Genomic DNA, 19,209 nt, shown 5'->3' with positions numbered 1-19,209 from the left:
TTCCTACGTATCTGATTACGCTTATTTAACTACTGCTGATTTAATAAAAGCACCTTTTCTAGTTGAACCTATAATAAAAGAGAAAGACAGAATATCAGTCTTTCCCTACTTTTTATTAAGCATATTCAATAGGATTGTTAAATAAAAATGGGCAGACTTTTCCCGTTTACTCTGTTAGCGATCACAGAGCCTTTGAACGTATGAAATTACTTGTTCAAAGAACGGAAAATAATAATTGAACCCATATTTTTAACAACCCTCCTTAAATTAATCATATGAAACACAATCATTATTATAAGTTCAGTTGCTAATAAAGTCAACGTAACATATCCATTTTTTGTATATAACATTAGAGTCTCTTTTTCACCTCTAATAAATGATTCAAGGATGAAACTCCCTTAATTTGCTCAACCAACGTTTGATCAATATAGATTAAGGATTGTTTTGTCATTTCTCTCGCTTGAACGAAGTTATCGTTTTCCATTTCCGCTATAACTTCACGGACAATATCTAACGAATAAACGGCTTTTTGTACGGTTCGAATAATAAGAACTTTTCGAAGATCTGAGAAAGTAAAGATTCTAAATCCACTATCTTTGCTTCGTTTTGGTTCTATTAGCTTTTCCTTTTCCCAGTGCCGTATTGATGATGGAGAAACATTTGCTTGTTTAGCTACTTCACCGATCGAATAAAAAGTCTTTTTCGATTTATCTCGCGGAATGTCTTCTAGCTCTTTTAAGTCAAGCAACTGTACAGCTCTTTCTGCTGTTCTTTTTTCTTCGTGAAGACGTACTTGCCTTTCATTGATTAACCATAAGGCTTTCATATCCTCCCCTTTCACAATAAGAGGCATCACTTCCTTCACAACATCCATCCCAAAGCCTGGCTTCAGTGCTCGTATACATTGAAAATAAGCTTCATGTTCCTTTGTGTATATCCGATAACCGTTGCTCGCCCTTTCAACATTAGGGATAATGCCCCACGATTCATAGTGCTTTAATGCACTTGTACTTATGTTTAACTTCTTTGCTATTTCACTTCCTCTCATCATGAGCCCAACTCCTTTTATGATTGCGTAAACGAAATCACCTATAATATTTTGTTACAAGCTCTATGTGCGATTCTCAACCTTCTTGAGGAGACCATTGTAACTCAATTTTAAACTTCATGACGGGTTTATCCAATATATAAGTTATTCTTATACGATTTATTTTATTAAACCTATCCATTTGCATGAAATTAGTAAAATGAAATTGTAAGAAGAAATGAACTAGTTTCTTACTAAATCAAAGTTAAAAGGAGCGAATGGAAAATGAAAAATTTACACGAGGATCAATCGATCGTCCCCTACTTTATGGTGTTAAATGCCCCTAAGTTTATTCATTTTACTAGGAAAGCATTTCAAGCTGAGTTAGGAACGGTTGAAAAGCTGGAAGGTACAGAAGGTGTCATCCATGCAGAAATGAAAATCGGTGGAAGCACTATTTATTTTGCTGATACGTCTGCTGATGGAAGTTGTGGGCCAGGTGTATGTGGTGACTTAAACAATGACGGTCTAGTGCCTATACAAATGTATATTTATGTAGACGATGCTGCTGAAACTCATGAAAAAGCAACCGCAGCTGGAGGAACCTCGATCATGGAAGTAACAGAGGAGAATGGACATATGGGAGGCATCGTCGACCCATTAGGGAACCTTTGGTGGATTCAAACAAAAAATAAATAAATGTTTGTACATCGAGGCTAACGAGAAAAACTTTCGTTAGCCTTTTTATCCAAACTTTGTACAGAGAGAACAAATAGACATATTGAATACAAAAAATCCAATTAAGAAATAATTTTCCATAATTTATAGATAAGAATCCAACCTCAAAATCGAAAATAAAAGAAAAACCATTATAAATTAAGTAAATGATAGTATTAATTACATAATCTCATATGAAAATCATTTTTGATTATTTTTGACATTTTATAGCTCTTTACAATCTTTTGAACGAGGAGTAATCTATGATCATTCAAAACATCAAGCATAGTTGGTTCACACATATTTAAATTGTATATCGCTTAATTCAATTGAAGCGGGGGACCCATTTTCGGATAACGTTAATCGTTTTCCTAGGGGTGAATCGACTTTATATTTACTAGTCGTAGGGCGACTCTTGCGCCCGAATCCGACAGCTAACCTCGTAAGCGTTGAAGGGACAATTGTTTTTTTGGTATGCATTGATTATTCGGTAAAAATCCGATGTTTCAATGTTTATTAACTTTGCAAAAAAACGGATGGAGATTCCCTTCTTCATCCGTTTTTATATTTATTCCAATTACTCAGGACCCGATTAATTGGGAAAGAAGAATGATCAAAAATTTTATAAAACCTTTTAAATCGCTGAATCTTCTCAGAGCGGAGGAACCAGTTTTCTGGCGTATGTTTCATCGCCTTGGGGTGAATCTTATTTAAGAAGGGGTACTCTGATCCCCTAATCCGACAGCTAACTTCGTAAGCGTTTCGAGAGAAAGGTCAAAAAACGACCCTTCTTTGAAGAGGTCTTTTTTTGTTAAAGGAGATGGATAGGATGTCTAGAAAAGGTCAATTTGCCATTATCGGCTTAGGCCGCTTTGGCGGAAGTGTATGTAAGGAATTAATCGATTTAGGTCATGAAGTGCTTGTGATGGACAAAAGCGAAGATAAAGTCAATGAATACGCGAACATTGCAACACACGCAGTTGTCGCAGACTCTACTGATGAAAAAGCACTGCGATCACTAGGCATAAGAAACTTTGAATATGTCATTGTTTCTATAGGTGATGATATTCAAGCAAGTATATTAACAACGCTCGTATTAAAAGAACTCAATATTAGTAAAGTTTGGGTTAAAGCTAAAAATGACTATCACCATAAAGTTCTTGCTAAGATTGGCGCTGATATGATCGTGCACCCTGAAAAAGATATGGGGAAACGAATTGCACAGCAAGTCTCAGATGAAAAGGTCATTGATTACATTGAGCTCTCAGATAAATATAGTATTGTCGAACTCATTGCAACTTCGAAATTAAAAGGTAAAACATTGATTGACTTAGATATTCGTGCAAAATACGGAGTCACAATCCTTGCGGTCAAAAAAAATGAAGACATTGACATTTCACCAGAACCAGACATGAAAATTCATGAAGGAGACCTCCTCATCGTCATTGGTGAAAATAAAGACATTAAGCGATTTGAAGATCAGGCGATGTAAGGTGAGATTACAAAATTTATTTAAAGGGTGGCGTATCTCCCCTCCACAATTTTTAGCCGCCGGATTTGGAGTTGTCATCATACTTGGGACTCTTATTTTAATGCTTCCATGGAGTACAACAGGAAGCATTTCATGGATTGATGCATTATTTACGGCTACTTCTGCAACGACTGTTACAGGGTTGATTGTTCTTGATACTGGCGCTGATTTCACCATTTTTGGCCAGGTTATCATTATGATTTTGATCCAAATTGGTGGTTTAGGATTAATGACATTTGCCATCATGACGATTTTAGTATTAGGAAAAAGAATCGGATTGAAAGAAAGAGTTCTGCTACAAGAAGCACTTAATCAACATTCAATTGGTGGTGTTGTCCGGTTAGTTAAAATCTTATTTCTATTCTCCATTATTATGGAAGTTATTGCAACTGTGTTACTTTCGATTCGTTGGATACCAGAGTATGGCTGGGGATTTGGTATTTTTACAAGCCTGTTCCATTCAGTTTCTGCTTTTAATAATGCTGGGTTTAGTTTATGGGCTGATAGTTTATCAGGCTATGTAGGCGATCCGATCGTCAATCTAATTATTACGATTTTATTTATCGTTGGGGGAATCGGCTTTACTGTATTGTATGATGTCATGACGACCAAAAGATTTCGCCATTATTCATTACACACAAAGATTATGCTAGTTGGCACGCTAATTATAAATGTAGTCGCACTATTTACGATTTTTATTTTGGAATATACAAATCCAATGACATTAGGAGACCTAACAACCTACGAAAAAATTTGGGCTTCCTACTTTCAAGCCGTAACACCCAGGACTGCAGGTTTTAATACGATTGAAATCAGTGATATGAACCATAGTACTATTGTTTTCATTCTTCTTCTTATGTTTATTGGAGCCGGCAGTGCGTCAACAGGGAGTGGGATAAAACTCACGACTTTTATAGTCATTATATTAGCTGTTTATACTTACTTACGTGGCAGCCAAGAGTCTGTAATTTATAAACGAAGAATCAATGAAGACATTATTCATCGTGCATTAGCAATCGTGGTCATTAGTTTAGCAATGGTTTTTGTCTCCATCTTCATATTAAATATTACGGAGCAAGCCCCCTTTATTCTGATCGTTTTTGAAGCATTTTCAGCTTTTGGAACGGTTGGTCTTTCAATGGGCTTGACCGGAGATTTATCTATGTTAGGAAAGCAAATGATCATTGTCTTAATGTTTGTCGGTCGTATTGGACCGCTCACATTAGCTTTTGCCCTTGCGAAATCGTCAAAACCAAATGTCTCTTATCCAAAAGGAGACGTATTTACAGGGTAGCATATAAGAACAGAACAAGGCGTCTGCATATCGGTACAATCAAGTGATTGAGATTTCTTATTAAAAAGAAAAGGAACACAATTCGCGGATGTAACCTAATTGCTTTAAATACCATGATACTTGTAAAAGTTATTTTTCAATTCATTGTTCCATTGTATATTTCCTTTCCTTTTACAAACTCTAGTTTTAAAGGGAGTGAAATATATGAATCAAACGATAAGAAATTTAATGAGTAATCATGTCGTTTCTGTTTCTCCACAACAATCGGTCCAAGAGGCTGCTGCTTTAATGGAGCAACACGATTGTGGAGCTGTTCCAGTAGTAGAGAATGGTCAAGTTAGAGGGATTATTACAGACCGGGATATTACTTTACGTGCGACCGCACATGGATTGCAAGCGAATTCTCCAGTATCAGAATGTATGAGCAGTAACCTAACAGTTGCTGATGTGAATATGGACATTCATGAAGCAGCTAACATGATGGCACAACAGCAAATTCGCCGCTTACCTGTTGTTGAAAATAACCAATTAGTAGGGATGCTTTCAATTGGAGACCTTGCCACTCAAAATATTTATCAAAATGAAGCAGGTCAAGCATTATCTAACATCTCTTTCCCTACACATAACAATCAGCCTCCACAGTAATAACCCTCCATCTAACAATCGTCTTTTTTGGACGGTTGTTTTTATAAGGTGAGTTTTGGCGGACATCAGATCTCTTATTTGACCAAAAAACGTCTTTATCACAATCTTCGAGGACACCTGTTCCGTTATTCTACTCATAACACATGAAATCATTGACTTTTTGACTCAATAGCGGATCTTGTGTCCTCCAAACACGCAATATTACCCTTTTTCGCGCATATAGCGTACTCAATGTCCCGCATAGATCTGTCAACGGTTTCTCAATAATCTTCTGTGAGTTTAGGCGGCAGCATATATTTTAAGTATTATGGCTATGGTATCCTTTCCAATTACCTTCCTCGCAGGTTTTATTGTAGAACGTGTGAAGGTAAATTAATTCTTACATTAACTTTTGCCGGGCAAATTGGTATCATGATATTGCTCGTACCTGCTGAGTCATATTCTTTAGCTATTATGTTCGGAATTGCTCGTGGCATCGTAGGAGGATTCGAGCAATAAGCCTTGGAATTGTTTGGCCAAACTATTTTTGGTCGCTATAACATCGGGAGTATTAAAGGGGTTTCCTCAACCATTATGGTCATTGGTTCTGCTTTTGGCCCATTGCCGTTTGCATTGGCAGCTATCAAGAAATGATTTATCTAATGACGATTTTTCCTTTTGTGGCCATGGTTTTTGCCCTTCTATCAAAGAAACCGGTCAAAGATAAGGATACATTACAGAGTAAGGCAGTATAGTTCAGAAATTCGATTTTTCCATTTCTGCACTTAGAAAAACCCGACCAATTATAATATAGACGGGTTTTTTGGCTAAAACTAAGAGGGATATTCATTTACTATCTCGCTCCTACTCGGAGTCCTATAAATATGAAATTATCAACCTCCACAACTCGAAATAATTAAGTTGATTTTGTGAATCGCGCTTTATCTTTACTAAATACTTGACTAAGAGAAAGAAACTTACTGTCATTTAAGACAAGGTAGACAGCTACAATTAATAACACAAGATCATACGCGTAGCCGTCTAAAAACCCTGCTGAAAATTTCACGGTTATGATTGCTCCAACCATGATAAAGGCGATTAGTGCAGAAATAATTCTTGTAAATAATCCTATAATAAGAGCAATACCTCCAACTAACTCAATAGTTGCTACAACATAAGCCAGCGCTCCTGGTAAACCGATACTATCAAACCAACCTACTGTATTGTCGATCCCACCTAGGAACTTGTCAGCACCATGCGCTAAAAATATAATACCTAGTACGAGACGTAATAAAAATGCGCCAATTTCGGTTTTGTTTAACATCACTTTATCTCTCCAATCTCTTTTGTTATGAATGAATTTTTACAACGAAAAACTTAACAGATTTACTTTAAAATAATTTATAACTTGAACCAATTTCATAATTCACTTTTTTAAAAAAGCAAACACTTTCAGAATAAAAGTTATACCTTTAAAAAATTATTCGATCTATTAACATTGATGCTGATTTTCGCTTCAGGACGCTCGCTTGCCTCGGGCATTGCTTCAGCTTCCTCGGGGAGAGCACCCTGCGGGATCTTCAGCTAATGCTATTCCCGAAGGCGTCTCGCACCTTTCGCTACAATCACTGGTTCCCTGCATTTTATTAAGCTGCTGCCAAACTCGTTGAAGTTTGTTTTTGAGCAAGTCGCATGCTGGCTAATCTCATGCCATTATATACCATGGTAACTAAATCAAAATGGACTTTGGCTCGCTTTCCTGTTCGATATCTTACATTGTTTAACTGAAAAAATTCTTTGAGGTATCCAATCACCCGTTCAACGGAGCTCCGTTCTTTGAATCGCTCTTTCCAGGCAATGGAACCACGTGCAGGTGCACTATACCGCCGTAAATCAGACTCTATTTTTATCTTGTAAACCTTTTGGCATAAGGAATCATCAGCTAGTGGGCAGTCTATACATTCCTTTGGACGAGTATATTTTAGCGTTTGATACTTTTGATCAAAGCTATCATATCGATACGAATGTTCTCTGACACAGGTTGGAGCGAAATTCTCATCAAACCCAATTGGCTCTGATTCATTCTTTTTGTTGTAAGCAATGATGGAATGCCCTTTCATTCGATGGACTTGTTCATAGATGGCATCGTAATCATACCCTGCATCCATTAGGACAAAGATCATCCTAAGTTCCGGAAAGTTACTTTCTATTCCTTTTAATAAAGGGATAGCTGCTTTCCCATCGTTTAGGCTGCCTGAAGAAATCGTCGATTGGAGAATAAATTGTGTTTTTGTATCCACAGCCAAATGGCCTTTATACCCGTACCAAAACACATTTTTACCTTCACTGTTTTTCTTCACGCCCCATGCAGGGTCAAGAGGCAGCTGACCATGAAGTTCATCATAAGAAACGTCTAGCTGATCTTCAATTTTCTTTTCAAAAATGGACAAAGAGGCTTCCATGGCTTCTTTCTCTTTTAACCATTGTTCGCGTTCCGCCTTTGATTTACGCCCACGTTTCTTTGGCTCAGGCTTTGGTTTCTCTTCTTTCTTGGAAGGAGCCTGATCTCTCGCTTCAAAGTGACCAGAGTCGATGGCGATATTGGAATTCGTAATAAATTCTTCTTGAATCGCATCAAGTACTATTTGAGAATTGACCTCTTCAAGAACGTTTGTATCTTTGATCTTTGTAATCATCCTTGAAAACGAAGCTTCCGAAGGAACAGGATCTGATACTAAAAAACCGCAATCTATCTTAAACTTAAGATCCGAGTTTAAACGTTTAATGAGAAGTTGTATTTCAGGAATTCTTTCAACGAGTCTTACTACAAGTGCTTGAATCATGGCAGGATAGTTTAATTTAACGGGCCTGCCTAAATTGGATTTTTTTGATACCACGGTAAGGAGTGGATGGATATTAATGGCTGAAAAAATCTCATCGTAACGTTGGGTAGGTTCTAAATCAAATAAAATTTGCATGCTAAAAAGACTTTCTTGTCGTACAATAGACATAGGAGTCTTTCCCCCTTCGAATTAGTTTGCTCGTTACTTACTAAATTCGACATTTGGGGAGGTACTCCTTTTTTCATGTCTTGAAACCCTTGGCCTGTAAGGGCCAATAATTATGAAATTCATTCACTTACGATACCATCCGGCTGCCGCCTCTACTTCTTCAGCGGTTAACTGATGCCCTTTATCTTCCCAATGTAGTTCAACCTTTGCATTTGCAGCTTCTAATAACGATTTTAGTTCAGAAGATTCTTCTGATGAACAAATTGGATCATTTGTCCCTGCCCCAATAAACACAGACTTTCTAGATAAATCAGGGAGTTCTATCCCTCTTCTCGGTACCATCGGATGATGAAGGATCGCACCTTTCAATGCATGTTGATAATGAAATAATAAACTCGCTGCAATATTAGCTCCGTTCGAATAGCCAATTGCAATTACATTATTTCGATCAAAGCTATATTTTTCAGCTGCTTCATCAAGAAACTCATTTAACTCTTTTGTTCGAAAAATCAAGTCTTCTTCATCAAATACTCCTTCAGCTAACCTCCGAAAGAAACGAGGCATTCCATTTTCTAATATGCTGCCTCTTACACTTAATACTGAAGCTTCATCATCAATTCTCCCCGCAAGAGGTAATAGATCTAATTCATTTCCTCCAGTTCCATGCAGCAGCAATAACGTTGGTTTTGTTGAATCTGTCCCTTTATTAAATAGGTGTTTCATGATTCGTCTCCTTTCAATTTACGAGCCTCAATTTGAGGCAGCGATTCCTCTAATTCATTTCGTTTTGACTCTAGCCATGAAGGTAACATTAGTTTCTCACCGAGATTATTTAGTGGTTCATCTACAGTAAAGCCCGGTGGATCCGTTGCAATTTCAAAAAGAATGCCTCCTTCTTCATGGAAATAAAGAGCTTTAAAGTAATTCCGATCAAGAATCTCTGTTGGATTATACCCTTTATGTTGAAGAAGTGATCTCCATCTGCGAAGATCTTCTTCATCCTTAGCTCTCCAGGCAATATGATGAACAGTTCCTGCTCCCATCAACCCACGAACAGATGCCGTTAACTTAAGATCGATGGTATTTCCAAGTGCTGCTTCTGACGTAAACCTGAGAAAACTCTCTTCTTGCCCAATGCATTCAAACCCTAATACATTTTCAAGTACATCAGCCGTTTTATAAGGCTGTTTAGAAAATAAAGTAGCCCCACTGAACCCTTTTATTGAATGATCTGATGGAATACCTGCAAAGTTCCAATTGTTTAATGGGCCTTGATCGCGTTCCACTAATTCAATTTCAAGGTTGTCTGGGTCATAGAACTTCAAATATTTCTCGCCAAAACGAACCTCTGAACGAAATTCAATATTGAACTTTCGTAAACGACGCTCCCAGAAGGAAATGGCCCCTTTTGGAATCATGTAGCTGGTAACTCCGACCTGCCCGGTTCCAATACGCCCTTTTAACTGTTTTGGCCATGGGAAAAATGTCATAACAGTTCCTGGTTGGCCCATTTCATTACCAAAATAAAGATGATACACTTCTGGGCGATCAAAATTGACCGTTTTTTTTACGAGTCTTAACCCAAGGATGCCTGCATAAAAATCAATATTCCTTTGTGCATCATTCACCATTGCGGTAATATGGTGGATTCCTGATGATATTTGCATTCTATTCCCACCTTTCCAATGCTTATTTAGGTCGCTCAATGGAAAACATTTCTCCGATTTTCGCATAATGATTTCCTGCAAGACGGCTTACTGCAGCTAAGCCGTTTGGATCTATTCTTCCCTTGTCATAAATATCATTTTCAATATGAAAATGAACAACTTTTCCTATTATTAAATCACACCCAGGTGAATCTAAACCTCCTAGTGGTAAGGAGTGCTCCAGCATGCACTCCATTCGAATTTTCGCTTCCTTTACACCTGGCACTGAAATCTTCTCACTATCTACTGGAGTCAATCTTGCTAACTCGATTTCACTTTGATTTGACGGAAGGTTCGCTGCTGTTTGATTCACTTTTTCAACATTAAGTTCGTCTACAATATGAACGACAAATTCTGTTGCTCCCAAAATGTTTCTGACGGTATCTTTTTGTTTCCCTTCTGAACGTTGTACTGATAATGAAATCATTGGCGGATTAGAAGAAACTATATTAAAGTAACTAAAAGGTGCTCCGTTCAATATCGAGTCTTTCGAAATCGATGTCACGAATGCAATCGGTCTTGGAATAATACTTCCGATTAAAAATTTATAATTTTCTCTTTCGGTACGAGTAGACGGGTCTATCGATAGCATTGTCATCATCCCTTTTCGTTCAGTCTAATTTTCTTACTTCAAACGGCAGGACAACCTGTTCTATCTTTTCTCTGTGAGACTCATATTGTTCAGGAAGCATTAATTTTTCTCCCATTGTTTCTTCTGTTTCATCGTGTGCAAATCCAGGAGGGTCAGTTGCAATCTCAAACAATATGTCTCCACGTTCTCTAAAGTAAATGGCATTAAAATAGTTTCGGTCTTGGACTGGCGTCACACGGAATCCAACACGTTCAACATGCTCTTTCCAATCTAGTTGATCTTGGTCATCGATTGCCCGCCAAGCTACATGGTGTACTGTACCAACACCCATTTGTCCGCTTCCAACTGGTGTTAACTTTAAATCAATGATATTCCCAATATCCGCTGTAGAACGATATCGGGCGAAATCTCCTTCTTTTGCCATCAATTCGAGCCCCATTACTTCTTCTAACAATTTCGCCGTTTCATCAGGTTTATTCGATAATAATGTCGCTCCACCGAAGCCTTTAATCGCCACTTCGGAGGTTACCTCGCCAAAGCTCCAACGATTGACTTCTCCTTCACTCCTTTCAACAATTTCCAAATAAAGCCCATGTGGATCATTAAATTCTAAATACTGCTCTCCGAAACGTTCGGTTTTTGAAAACGAAACATGAAACTTTTCCAGTCTTTTTTCCCAAAATGGTAAGGCACCTTTTGGAACGACATAAGATGTGACCCCTACTTGACCACCGCCGATCTTCCCTTGGTGTGCACCTGCCCATGGAAAAAAGGTGATGATCGTTCCTGGTTTTCCACCTTCATTACCAAAATAAAGGTGATACGTACCTGGATCATCAAAATTAACCGTTCGCTTCACTAACCGTAACCCTAAAACACCTGCATAAAAATCTACATTTTCTTGTGGATGACCTACAATTGCTGTGATATGGTGAATTCCCATTGTTTGCTTACTCATTCTTGTTCACTCCCTTTTGGATTTATCTTATTTTTGTACTAACACATTAGATATCTCATTATTTTGTCCGCTTTTGGGGTTTCGTCGTAGTGAACTCGAATCCATATTTGTCAATTTCCCTATCGTCAAGCAACGAATAAAATAACAAGATACTTGTCAGAACATTTATCTCGAAATCGAGATATTACTATAAAAAAATATTCGTTCTTCTAATTGCTTCATAAAATATTTGTTACCGTTTTTTGTTAAGGTAAAACATGGACGAGTCTGACTGATATTGATCAACTCAGTAGCACCCTGCTAACATCTCGAATTCGAGACATTCACTCAAAAAATTTTGGATTATTTACTTTCAAATGATATTATCTCGAATTCGAGATAATTATACTAATCATATATCTTCTTGTCAACAACCTTTTTTTGATCACTTTCAATTTTTTTATCTACTATTTTTCTACTGCTTCTTTCCTATTAGCCAGCTAATTAATCTTTTCTCCGTATATACTTGAAGCCCCTCTAATAATATGGATAATAACCTATCGATCAGGAGGGTTGTTAAATTATGAAATCAAAAAGCTTGTCCAAAGCTTACGAACGTTCCCATCCATTAGATGGGAGACCGATTAAGTGTTGCTCTTTAGAAGAATGGGAGAACTTAAAGTATGCAAATAAAAAACGGGATAAAGACTTGGATTTTAATAAGCGATTCGTTAAAACCTTGCGTGCTGCAGTAGAAACAATTTTTCCAGGAGCCAAGAAGGCAAATGTGAATATCTACATTTTACGCTCCTTACGTAATGTCTATCAGAATGACGTCATTACTTATAAACAAGGTCTCAAGAAATTAGAAGTGCTATCCCAAAAACATTACAACTCCTCTTTTAAAAAATTAAACCGGAAAAATCGGCAGTCCATCATGGAACAGGTTGAGGGAACGGAATTTTTCGAAACACTTCGTCAACATACAATGGAAGGAATGTTCGCAGATCCCATTTACGGCGGAAATAAAGATAAAGCAGGATGGAAATTAATCGGATTTCCCGGTGCCCGCTTTCACCCGATTACCCACCTTAGCCGTGGATGGAAACCTAAAAGGTACGCTAGTTTGAAAGACAAGGGGAATGGTGTTGAATGAAAACGAATTCTTTTGACGCAGATGTCATTATCGTTGGCAGTGGTTGTGCTGGAGGCATATTGGCCCGTGAATTGTCAGATCACGGCCTCCATACAATTGCATTGGAACGAGGACCAGATATTAAATCTGAACAGTACGCAATGGACGAATTAAAATTCCCTATAAGAAATAAGGTTTTATGGGGACCACAGGATGAACCACGTTATACGTGGCGTTCCGATAAAGAAAACAAAACCGAAAGAGTCATTACCGGCTGGAGTGGCTGGGGACCTGGCGGTGATCACCTGCATTGGGGTGCGCAGTCATGGCGGTTTCAACCGGCTACATTCAAAGCGAAAAGTGTGTTTGGTCAAGTAGACAACGGAGCACTCATTGACTGGCCGATTTCCTATTCTGATTTGGAACCTTTTTATCAACGATTTGAAGAGCGTATTGGAATTAGCGGAGACCATCGTCTTGATCCTTATCACCCCCCACGTCAAAAAGGATATCCCATGCCCCCGACTGTTCCAGGATATGCTACACGACATTTTATTGAAGCTGCAAAATCACTGAACCATCAACCATTTCCCGTTCCTGGAGCTATTAATTCTATCGATTATGATGGTCGCTTTGCCTGTGGGTATTGTGGTTTTTGTCAAAGCTTCGGCTGTGTAGTAGAAGCCAAAGGAGATGTTGGGTTAACTGAACTCCGGAAAGCACGCAAAAATAGTAATTTTGAATTAAGATTTCACAGTAGAGCTTTTGAAATCACTACAGACTCACATGGAAGAGCCGAAGGGGTAAAGTATTTTGACAAAAACCAGGATATTCATCATATTAAAGGACGTCTTGTTATAGTAGCTGCTAACTATTTAGAATCGACCCAGCTGCTGCTGTTATCCAAATCTAGCAGCTTTCCAAAAGGAATTGCTAATAACAATGATCAGGTAGGACGTTATTTTTATATGCGGGGAATCTCCCAACTGTTAGGTTTATTTAAAGAGCGTATGAACGCCTTCTTAGGTCCTACGCCAAGGTGGGCAGTAAATCGTTTTGCAGAAGATAATTTTGATCCTGATGAATGGGGAGAAGACTTTGTGATGGGAGGTAACTTAACAGGTTCCGATCCATTCGGATTAGCTGGCCAGCCTATAGAGTTTTCAGGTGCTCCGACTCCTGATGATATTCCAAATTGGGGGAAGGATTACCGTGATTTCATGGAAGAAGCCTATTCCCACCATTACACCGTTAGAATTTACACAACTGAACCACCTCAACAGGATAAATTCGTGGAATTAGACCCGAATGTAAAAGATTCTCAAGGGCTCCCTGTACCTCGGGTAACCTTTGATTGGCATCCACAAACATCTCGTCAATTGGCTTTTTTACGTTCTCAAGCAGAAAAAATGTTAAAAGCAGGCGGAGCCATTGAAACCTGGGGTGGTGAGTTGGGAGACCCTTGGGCATTAAATAGCCATGCTGGCGGCACTACACGTATGGGAGAGGACCCTAATCATTCGGTGGTTAATCGATTCTGCCAAACTCATGAAGTCCCTAACTTATTTGTGGTCGGATCCTCTGCATTCCCTAATATCGGTGCCTATAATCCTGCCGAGACCGTAGGGGCTCTAGCCTATTGGGTTGCTGATTTTATTAAAGATGAAGCTAATAATGGTGAATTATTATAGCTGATAAACGCCCTTTCCAACTCATGGTTTGTACAACTTTCTATCATCAGTTTTACTTATATTTTTAAAAAGGGAGTTTCCAGGGGGAAAATCTCAAGGTCTCTCCCTTATTTTTATGAACATAGGATACTTATAAAAACATAGGTTTTTGAATATTAAGCACGTCAACATGCATCTCTCACTTGAACACTCAATCCTTTTCAATCATTTCCAACCACTTGATGTCTGCTTCAAGATGAAGCAATGCTCCTTCAGCAAGCATCTTCATCGTATGATTCCCAGATTGGTTCATCTGTTTTTTTAATTGGGTCAGATGTAGAATATCTTTCATCATCGTTTGTTTCTGCTGTCTAATCATGTTTTGCTTTTCCTCATAGTCAACATGACTTGCACATAAATACTTAAAATAAAACTCATCCTTTAGTAAAGAGCGACCAACTGGTTTTTCCAGCCAATTCCATAGTTCTTCTTTACCGGATTGTGTAATGGTATATAGCTTACGGTCTTTCTGATCGTGCCCTGGTGATTCCACCAGCTTATCCCGCTCCAGTCTGTCGAGCGTCGTATAAACTTGTCCTGCGTTTAGCGGCCACATTCCTTGAACAAGTTCTTCAAAACCAGTTTTTAGTTCATATCCATGTCTTGGTTTTTCATATAACAATGCAAGCAGCGAGTGTTTTACAGACATTGAAATCCCCACTTAGTCATAATTGATCGCATCCTTTACTGGAACACGCGATGCTGTAACACTAGGCAGCCATGATGCAACAATTGAAAATAATATACCGCTGGCAATTGCTAGGAATAGACTGATCCAAGGAACCGTAAAGCTTAATAGCGCCTCTACTTGTTCGGATTTTGAATTCAAATAGATCACAAGAATTCCATATAATGTCCCTACTATTACACCAGCAACACCAATGAGCAAACCTTCTGCAACTATCATAAGTCTGACCTGACTTTTTGTAAAACCGATTGCTCGCATTGTTCCAATTTCCTTAACCCGTTCAATCGTATTCATGAACAACGTATTGCTAACGCCGATTGCTGATAAAGCAACGATGAGAATGAGCAAGCCTTGAATAAGCTCATTCATACCGGATATCGCACTCTTCGCTTGCTCAACATCTGATGTTACACTGTTAACACTTGATAACACTTCACCAAAGCTTTCCGAAAGATGATCATAAACAATGGGAATATTTCTTTCTTCATCATTGGCATAAATCGAAAGATGAAATTGTTCAGGCCAATTAAAAACCTTTTCGCGTACCGAATCATCGACAAACGCTACATAACCTGTGTAATGAGAAGTCTGTACTTTCCCTTTAACAAAGAAATCTACCTGACCAGATGGTGTATTTAATGTAAGGATGTCTCCAACGTTTCCTCCCCATTCTGTCAGTGCACGTTCTCCTAAATAAAGGTGTGGGCGTTCGTTTACTTCTGCTGTTTCTTCTGTTATGCGAAACATCTCTGCGTCTTCTGGGTCACCTGTGAAGCTCATCATCGAAAATTCCCGATACTCGTCATCCTCTGTTTTCCACGTTATCGTAGGGACATTCGCAAAACGAGAAACATTTTCTACCTCATCTATTGCTTCTACGACTTCTAAATCTGCTTCTGTCCACGGGGTTTCTTTCACAGCATGAATATCGCCGCCAAACGTTGAACGAATATCGTTCTCCATCCCTTCAGGAAGTGATTCAAGCAATGCACTCATAAATAAGGCTAAACTAACACCAATAGCAAGCATTGCGGAAGTATTAGCATTGCGATTCATAAATGGTTTCGTCGAACGAATCGCCAGTATTCCCGGATAATGAAATACCACCTTAATGAATGGACTAATGATTATCTTAATGATACGCATCCACAATGGATATAAAAGAACTAGCCCAACAAATAATAATAAAAATGCCCATAAATGATCAATCAGTCCGATTCCGGTACAGATGATCCCAGCAATAATTCGTAACGTGCTTATTGTTTTTCGAACTTGATTGGTAGCATGTTTCTCTGCCATCGCCTCCATGATCGGTACTTTTCCCGCTTGATAAACGGGGAAGGCTGCTGCAAGAAAAGGGAAAACAATTCCGACAGCCGCTGATAAGACAAGAGGTTGTGCTAATTCCAAATCATAAGCAACATTTTGTGTCGCTACTGCTGAGATGATGATATCTTGTATGAAAGCACCTAAGAAAATACCTAACGGAAGTCCAGCAACTATTCCGATTACTGAAAGAATTGCGATCTCTCTCAATACGAGCCGATGAATATTTCGATTCGTATACCCGATGCTTTTCATTACCGCAAACTCCTTTTTCCGTTCAACAATGCTTGCATAGATCATATTAAATGCAATAAACGCACTTATAAAAACCGAAATAATTGCGATTAAATCAAATGTATAGTACAAACCGTCGACATCATTACTTTGCCTTCCGTCTATAACAACTGGCTGAATAAATAAGGAGGAATCCGATAGCTCAGCTTGATAATTTTCAAGAAGCGCATTTTGATCAATACCAGCCTTCGTTTCAAATCGGTAATTTGTAATTTGTCCTTCCATCCCTGTCCATGATTGCAAAATATCGAGTGGGACCATGACACGCGCATGACGGGTCGACGCTTCATCTATTGCTTTAGGGCTGTTTAACATAGCCCCTTCATAGACAATAGCCGTAATCTCCATACTGCCCATATTCGTAAAGGATAACGAATCACCTACACCTTTTTCCCAAAGGTTTGCAGCATTTTCAGTAATAATTAACCCTTCTTTTGTGACATCTCCCTCTTTTACAGGCAGTTCAATTAAGCCATTGTTAAAACTAGATACACCTGTTAGCCTTACAGAAGCTTGGTCAAAAGTTTCATTACCCGTTTCAACAAACCCTTGCTTTAATAGAGAGGCAACCCCTTTTTCCACTTCATCTCGCTCGGAAAAGGATTCGATTTCACTCATCGGGAAAAAGTATTCATTCCCTTGGATCCAGAAGTCCGCACTCCCGGCGTATAACTGTTCCTGATTTTCCATTGTACTCGCTGTTGTCCCTTTAACAATCATCATTCCTGTCATGACCGTGACACCTAGTACAACAGCTAAGATTGTAAATAGAAAACGCTTTTTATGACGTGTTACATTACGCCATGAAACGAGAAAGGAAAGCAGCATAGTCATCATCCTCCCTTTGGACCTCTGTTTCAATCACCCCGTCTTTAAACAAAACGATGCGATCGGCGTAACCTGCAGCAAACATATCGTGTGTCACCATAATAATTGTTTGTTGTCTTTCATAATGGAATTTCGATAATAAATCTAAAATATCACTAGCTCGTTCCCTATCCAAGTTTCCCGTCGGCTCATCCGCAAGCAAAATCGTCGGATTGTGAATTAACGCTCTTGCGATGGCCACTCGTTGTTGCTGTCCTCCACTAAGTTCATGTGGAAAACGTTTGTCATAGCCTTTTAAATCAACAGAATCCAAGACCTGCTGAATGTCCTTTTCATCTGCCTTTCTTCCATCAGCATGCAAAGGGAAAACAATATTTTCATAAACATTCAATGTAGGTAATAGCTGATAATTTTGAAATACAAAGCCTATTTTCTGTCGCCTTAAAATCGTTCGTTGCTTCTCCGTTTTTGTATGTAATTCCGTTCCATTCAATTTGATCGCCCCTTTAGTCGGGGTGTCTAAACCGCTAAGTAATTGAAGAAGTGTACTTTTTCCAGACCCGCTCGGGCCGATAATCGCAACAAATTCCCCTTGATCGACAGAGAAATCAACTCCTTTTAACACAGGTACGATTTCTCTGCTAGTTTTAAATTCCTTTTTTAGCCCAACCGTTTCAATCATGTCTATCATCCTTTCTTACTTTCAGGAAAAATCGTATAAGACCATGACCAAATAAAATCAATAATAAACACGATGCCCCAAACCATTGATATTTGGTACAAGGTTTCGTTTGCATAAGGCGTTTCTGTTACATTTTCTGTCCCGACCCAGGAAAGGTCTGTCAAATAGCGCATAATTTGATCCGTATCGCTCGTGCTGTAAATCCAGAAACCTGCCTGGACGGCCAGGAATACGATAAGATGAGCAATGGAACTATAGCGATATTTTTTCGCGACATACCTTGGGTCCTTCTGCATATTCATGACCCTTATATCTTTATCTGAGAGTAATTGTACCCCGCGCCATTCACCAATTTTACGGCGCATCCATCGGTCAAGCTTTATAAAGTCAAAAATTCCAAATGTACAAGCATAAAGAACAAAAATCGTGACAACGATCTGAAACCTTGAGATTTCTCCTGTTTCCTGATAAATGAGCATTGCTAAAGCTGCTTCAATGACGAGCAACACAATAAATAAAACGAGAAACCACATGCTTAACGATCGTTTGCCTAAAAGGTAACGCACTGCTCCAAATAAAAGCAGGCAAACCATCGACAATACCTCTGCCGCAATAAAGATTTCCCATTGAAACTCGACAATTAGATCCATCATTTCATATCAGCCTCTTTTATATACAGTGATTTATATACTGAGTATATAGTTACTCAGTATATAAATCAACCATTTTTTTCTAAATAAAAGGACACACTCATGCTTCCGGTTCAATATCGGCTTGTTCTCTCAAACTAGTATTTTTGGAAAATAAAAAGAAACCATCATCGATCATGGTTTCTTTGTGATCAGCAAGTCTCAACTCTTACTGAATCAAAATTTGAATAACCCCGCTAAAAAATGCTAGAATCCCAATGCCTAGACACACTTGCCCAAGGATCTTCATCCCTTGTTTATTGTTTTTAGACTTTCGGATGACTAAGTAAAGACCTATAAAGAAAAGGAGGACTCCTGCTACTGCACTCAATATATAAAGTTGTTGATCTATATTTGCTAGTGTCTGATCAATGATTCGCTCTATTCCTTCTTCCATG

The 19,209-nt window shown here is 38.5% G+C and carries 18 protein-coding genes and 2 riboswitches; of the genes, 6 read left to right on the top strand and 12 right to left on the bottom strand.

From position 1 onward, the window contains the following. Nucleotides 1–349: 349 nt before the first annotated feature. The gene (locus CD001_RS04805) at nt 350–1,051 is read right to left on the bottom strand and encodes a MerR family transcriptional regulator (RefSeq protein ID WP_218839238.1); all 702 of its coding nucleotides are present in this window, start codon (nt 1,049–1,051) and stop codon (nt 350–352) included. A gap of 261 nt (nt 1,052–1,312) precedes the next feature. Here CD001_RS04805 and CD001_RS04800 point away from each other — a divergent pair, with 261 nt between their 5' ends. The 4 genes from CD001_RS04800 to CD001_RS04785 all read left to right on the top strand — a co-directional run bounded on the left by CD001_RS04800 (nt 1,313) and on the right by CD001_RS04785 (nt 5,214). Beyond that, complete coding sequence (locus CD001_RS04800; protein WP_096186430.1) at nt 1,313–1,726, top strand: VOC family protein; 414 nt, start codon at nt 1,313–1,315, stop codon at nt 1,724–1,726. A 325-nt stretch (nt 1,727–2,051) separates the two neighbouring features. Beyond that, a riboswitch (cyclic di-AMP (ydaO/yuaA leader) is annotated at nt 2,052–2,208 on the top strand. A gap of 166 nt (nt 2,209–2,374) precedes the next feature. After that, nucleotides 2,375–2,518: riboswitch (cyclic di-AMP (ydaO/yuaA leader) on the top strand. A gap of 46 nt (nt 2,519–2,564) precedes the next feature. Continuing rightward, complete coding sequence (locus tag CD001_RS04795; protein WP_096190490.1) at nt 2,565–3,236, top strand: potassium channel family protein; 672 nt, start codon at nt 2,565–2,567, stop codon at nt 3,234–3,236. 1 nt (nt 3,237) lies between these two features. After that, entirely contained in the window at nt 3,238–4,569 is a 1,332-nt protein-coding gene (locus CD001_RS04790; RefSeq protein ID WP_257009702.1) for a TrkH family potassium uptake protein, read from the top strand. 204 nt (nt 4,570–4,773) lie between these two features. Beyond that, complete coding sequence (locus CD001_RS04785; RefSeq protein ID WP_096186428.1) at nt 4,774–5,214, top strand: CBS domain-containing protein; 441 nt, start codon at nt 4,774–4,776, stop codon at nt 5,212–5,214. Nucleotides 5,215–6,109: 895 nt separating this feature from the next. On the opposite strand, the gene CD001_RS04775 is transcribed toward CD001_RS04785, so the two are convergent. The 6 genes from CD001_RS04775 to CD001_RS04750 form a co-directional block, all read right to left on the bottom strand. Further along, on the bottom strand, nt 6,110–6,517 hold the full coding sequence (locus CD001_RS04775; protein WP_096186426.1) for a DoxX family protein: 408 nt from the start codon (nt 6,515–6,517) through the stop codon (nt 6,110–6,112). A gap of 322 nt (nt 6,518–6,839) precedes the next feature. Next, nucleotides 6,840–8,204 carry a transposase gene (locus CD001_RS04770; RefSeq protein ID WP_096186425.1) on the bottom strand — a complete coding sequence of 455 codons (1,365 nt, stop codon included), beginning with the start codon at nt 8,202–8,204 and terminating at the stop codon, nt 6,840–6,842. Nucleotides 8,205–8,327: 123 nt separating this feature from the next. Continuing rightward, on the bottom strand, nt 8,328–8,927 hold the full coding sequence (locus CD001_RS04765; RefSeq protein WP_096186424.1) for an alpha/beta hydrolase: 600 nt from the start codon (nt 8,925–8,927) through the stop codon (nt 8,328–8,330). After that, nucleotides 8,924–9,871, bottom strand: a complete 948-nt coding sequence (locus tag CD001_RS04760) for a ring-cleaving dioxygenase (protein WP_096186423.1) — start codon at nt 9,869–9,871, stop codon at nt 8,924–8,926. Before CD001_RS04760 ends, CD001_RS04765 begins: the two co-directional genes overlap by 4 nt. Nucleotides 9,872–9,893: 22 nt before the next feature. Beyond that, complete coding sequence (locus CD001_RS04755) at nt 9,894–10,502, bottom strand: flavin reductase family protein (protein ID WP_096186422.1); 609 nt, start codon at nt 10,500–10,502, stop codon at nt 9,894–9,896. 19 nt (nt 10,503–10,521) lie between these two features. Continuing rightward, nucleotides 10,522–11,460 (bottom strand): ring-cleaving dioxygenase, encoded by a 939-nt coding sequence (locus CD001_RS04750; RefSeq protein WP_096186421.1) that lies wholly within the window; start codon nt 11,458–11,460, stop codon nt 10,522–10,524. 562 nt (nt 11,461–12,022) lie between these two features. On the opposite strand from CD001_RS04750, the gene CD001_RS04745 reads away from it, so the two are divergent. Beyond that, on the top strand, nt 12,023–12,595 hold the full coding sequence (locus CD001_RS04745; protein ID WP_096186420.1) for a gluconate 2-dehydrogenase subunit 3 family protein: 573 nt from the start codon (nt 12,023–12,025) through the stop codon (nt 12,593–12,595). Continuing rightward, nucleotides 12,592–14,265 carry a GMC family oxidoreductase gene (locus tag CD001_RS04740; RefSeq protein ID WP_096186419.1) on the top strand — a complete coding sequence of 558 codons (1,674 nt, stop codon included), beginning with the start codon at nt 12,592–12,594 and terminating at the stop codon, nt 14,263–14,265. Before CD001_RS04745 ends, CD001_RS04740 begins: the two co-directional genes overlap by 4 nt. A 190-nt stretch (nt 14,266–14,455) precedes the next feature. Here the strand turns inward: CD001_RS04740 and CD001_RS04735 are convergent, their stop codons facing one another. From CD001_RS04735 to CD001_RS04715, 5 genes are all read right to left on the bottom strand, one after another. Continuing rightward, the gene (locus tag CD001_RS04735; RefSeq protein WP_096186418.1) at nt 14,456–14,953 is read right to left on the bottom strand and encodes a PadR family transcriptional regulator; all 498 of its coding nucleotides are present in this window, start codon (nt 14,951–14,953) and stop codon (nt 14,456–14,458) included. Between the two features lie 12 nt (nt 14,954–14,965). Further along, nucleotides 14,966–17,449, bottom strand: a complete 2,484-nt coding sequence (locus tag CD001_RS04730) for an ABC transporter permease (protein WP_096186417.1) — start codon at nt 17,447–17,449, stop codon at nt 14,966–14,968. Next, nucleotides 17,409–18,122, bottom strand: coding sequence for an ABC transporter ATP-binding protein (locus CD001_RS04725; protein WP_096186416.1), 714 nt, complete (start codon nt 18,120–18,122; stop codon nt 17,409–17,411). Before CD001_RS04725 ends, CD001_RS04730 begins: the two co-directional genes overlap by 41 nt. Before the next feature lie 5 nt (nt 18,123–18,127). Further along, entirely contained in the window at nt 18,128–18,775 is a 648-nt protein-coding gene (locus CD001_RS04720; protein ID WP_096186415.1) for a hypothetical protein, read from the bottom strand. Nucleotides 18,776–18,980: 205 nt separating this feature from the next. Beyond that, nucleotides 18,981–19,208, bottom strand: coding sequence for a hypothetical protein (locus CD001_RS04715; protein ID WP_096186414.1), 228 nt, complete (start codon nt 19,206–19,208; stop codon nt 18,981–18,983). Nucleotide 19,209 lies beyond the last annotated feature (1 nt).

It is taken from the genome of Evansella halocellulosilytica (genome assembly GCF_002335745.1).
Lineage (GTDB): Bacteria > Bacillota > Bacilli > Bacillales > Salisediminibacteriaceae > Bacillus_CA > Bacillus_CA halocellulosilytica.
This window is presented reverse-complemented; position numbering and strand designations above follow the sequence as displayed.

Coding starts and splice junctions, on each gene's coding strand:
- CD001_RS04800 (WP_096186430.1), top strand. CDS start 1,313: ATGAAAAATTTACACGAGGATCAATCGATCGTCCCCTACTTTATGGTG.
- CD001_RS04805 (WP_218839238.1), bottom strand. CDS start 1,051: ATGATGAGAGGAAGTGAAATAGCAAAGAAGTTAAACATAAGTACAAGT.
- CD001_RS04730 (WP_096186417.1), bottom strand. CDS start 17,449: ATGATGACTATGCTGCTTTCCTTTCTCGTTTCATGGCGTAATGTAACA.
- CD001_RS04740 (WP_096186419.1), top strand. CDS start 12,592: ATGAAAACGAATTCTTTTGACGCAGATGTCATTATCGTTGGCAGTGGT.
- CD001_RS04795 (WP_096190490.1), top strand. CDS start 2,565: ATGGATAGGATGTCTAGAAAAGGTCAATTTGCCATTATCGGCTTAGGC.
- CD001_RS04770 (WP_096186425.1), bottom strand. CDS start 8,204: ATGTCTATTGTACGACAAGAAAGTCTTTTTAGCATGCAAATTTTATTT.
- CD001_RS04760 (WP_096186423.1), bottom strand. CDS start 9,871: ATGCAAATATCATCAGGAATCCACCATATTACCGCAATGGTGAATGAT.
- CD001_RS04735 (WP_096186418.1), bottom strand. CDS start 14,953: ATGTCTGTAAAACACTCGCTGCTTGCATTGTTATATGAAAAACCAAGA.
- CD001_RS04745 (WP_096186420.1), top strand. CDS start 12,023: ATGAAATCAAAAAGCTTGTCCAAAGCTTACGAACGTTCCCATCCATTA.
- CD001_RS04750 (WP_096186421.1), bottom strand. CDS start 11,460: ATGAGTAAGCAAACAATGGGAATTCACCATATCACAGCAATTGTAGGT.
- CD001_RS04715 (WP_096186414.1), bottom strand. CDS start 19,208: ATGGAAGAAGGAATAGAGCGAATCATTGATCAGACACTAGCAAATATA.
- CD001_RS04785 (WP_096186428.1), top strand. CDS start 4,774: ATGAATCAAACGATAAGAAATTTAATGAGTAATCATGTCGTTTCTGTT.
- CD001_RS04725 (WP_096186416.1), bottom strand. CDS start 18,122: ATGATTGAAACGGTTGGGCTAAAAAAGGAATTTAAAACTAGCAGAGAA.
- CD001_RS04775 (WP_096186426.1), bottom strand. CDS start 6,517: ATGTTAAACAAAACCGAAATTGGCGCATTTTTATTACGTCTCGTACTA.
- CD001_RS04720 (WP_096186415.1), bottom strand. CDS start 18,775: ATGATGGATCTAATTGTCGAGTTTCAATGGGAAATCTTTATTGCGGCA.
- CD001_RS04755 (WP_096186422.1), bottom strand. CDS start 10,502: ATGCTATCGATAGACCCGTCTACTCGTACCGAAAGAGAAAATTATAAA.
- CD001_RS04765 (WP_096186424.1), bottom strand. CDS start 8,927: ATGAAACACCTATTTAATAAAGGGACAGATTCAACAAAACCAACGTTA.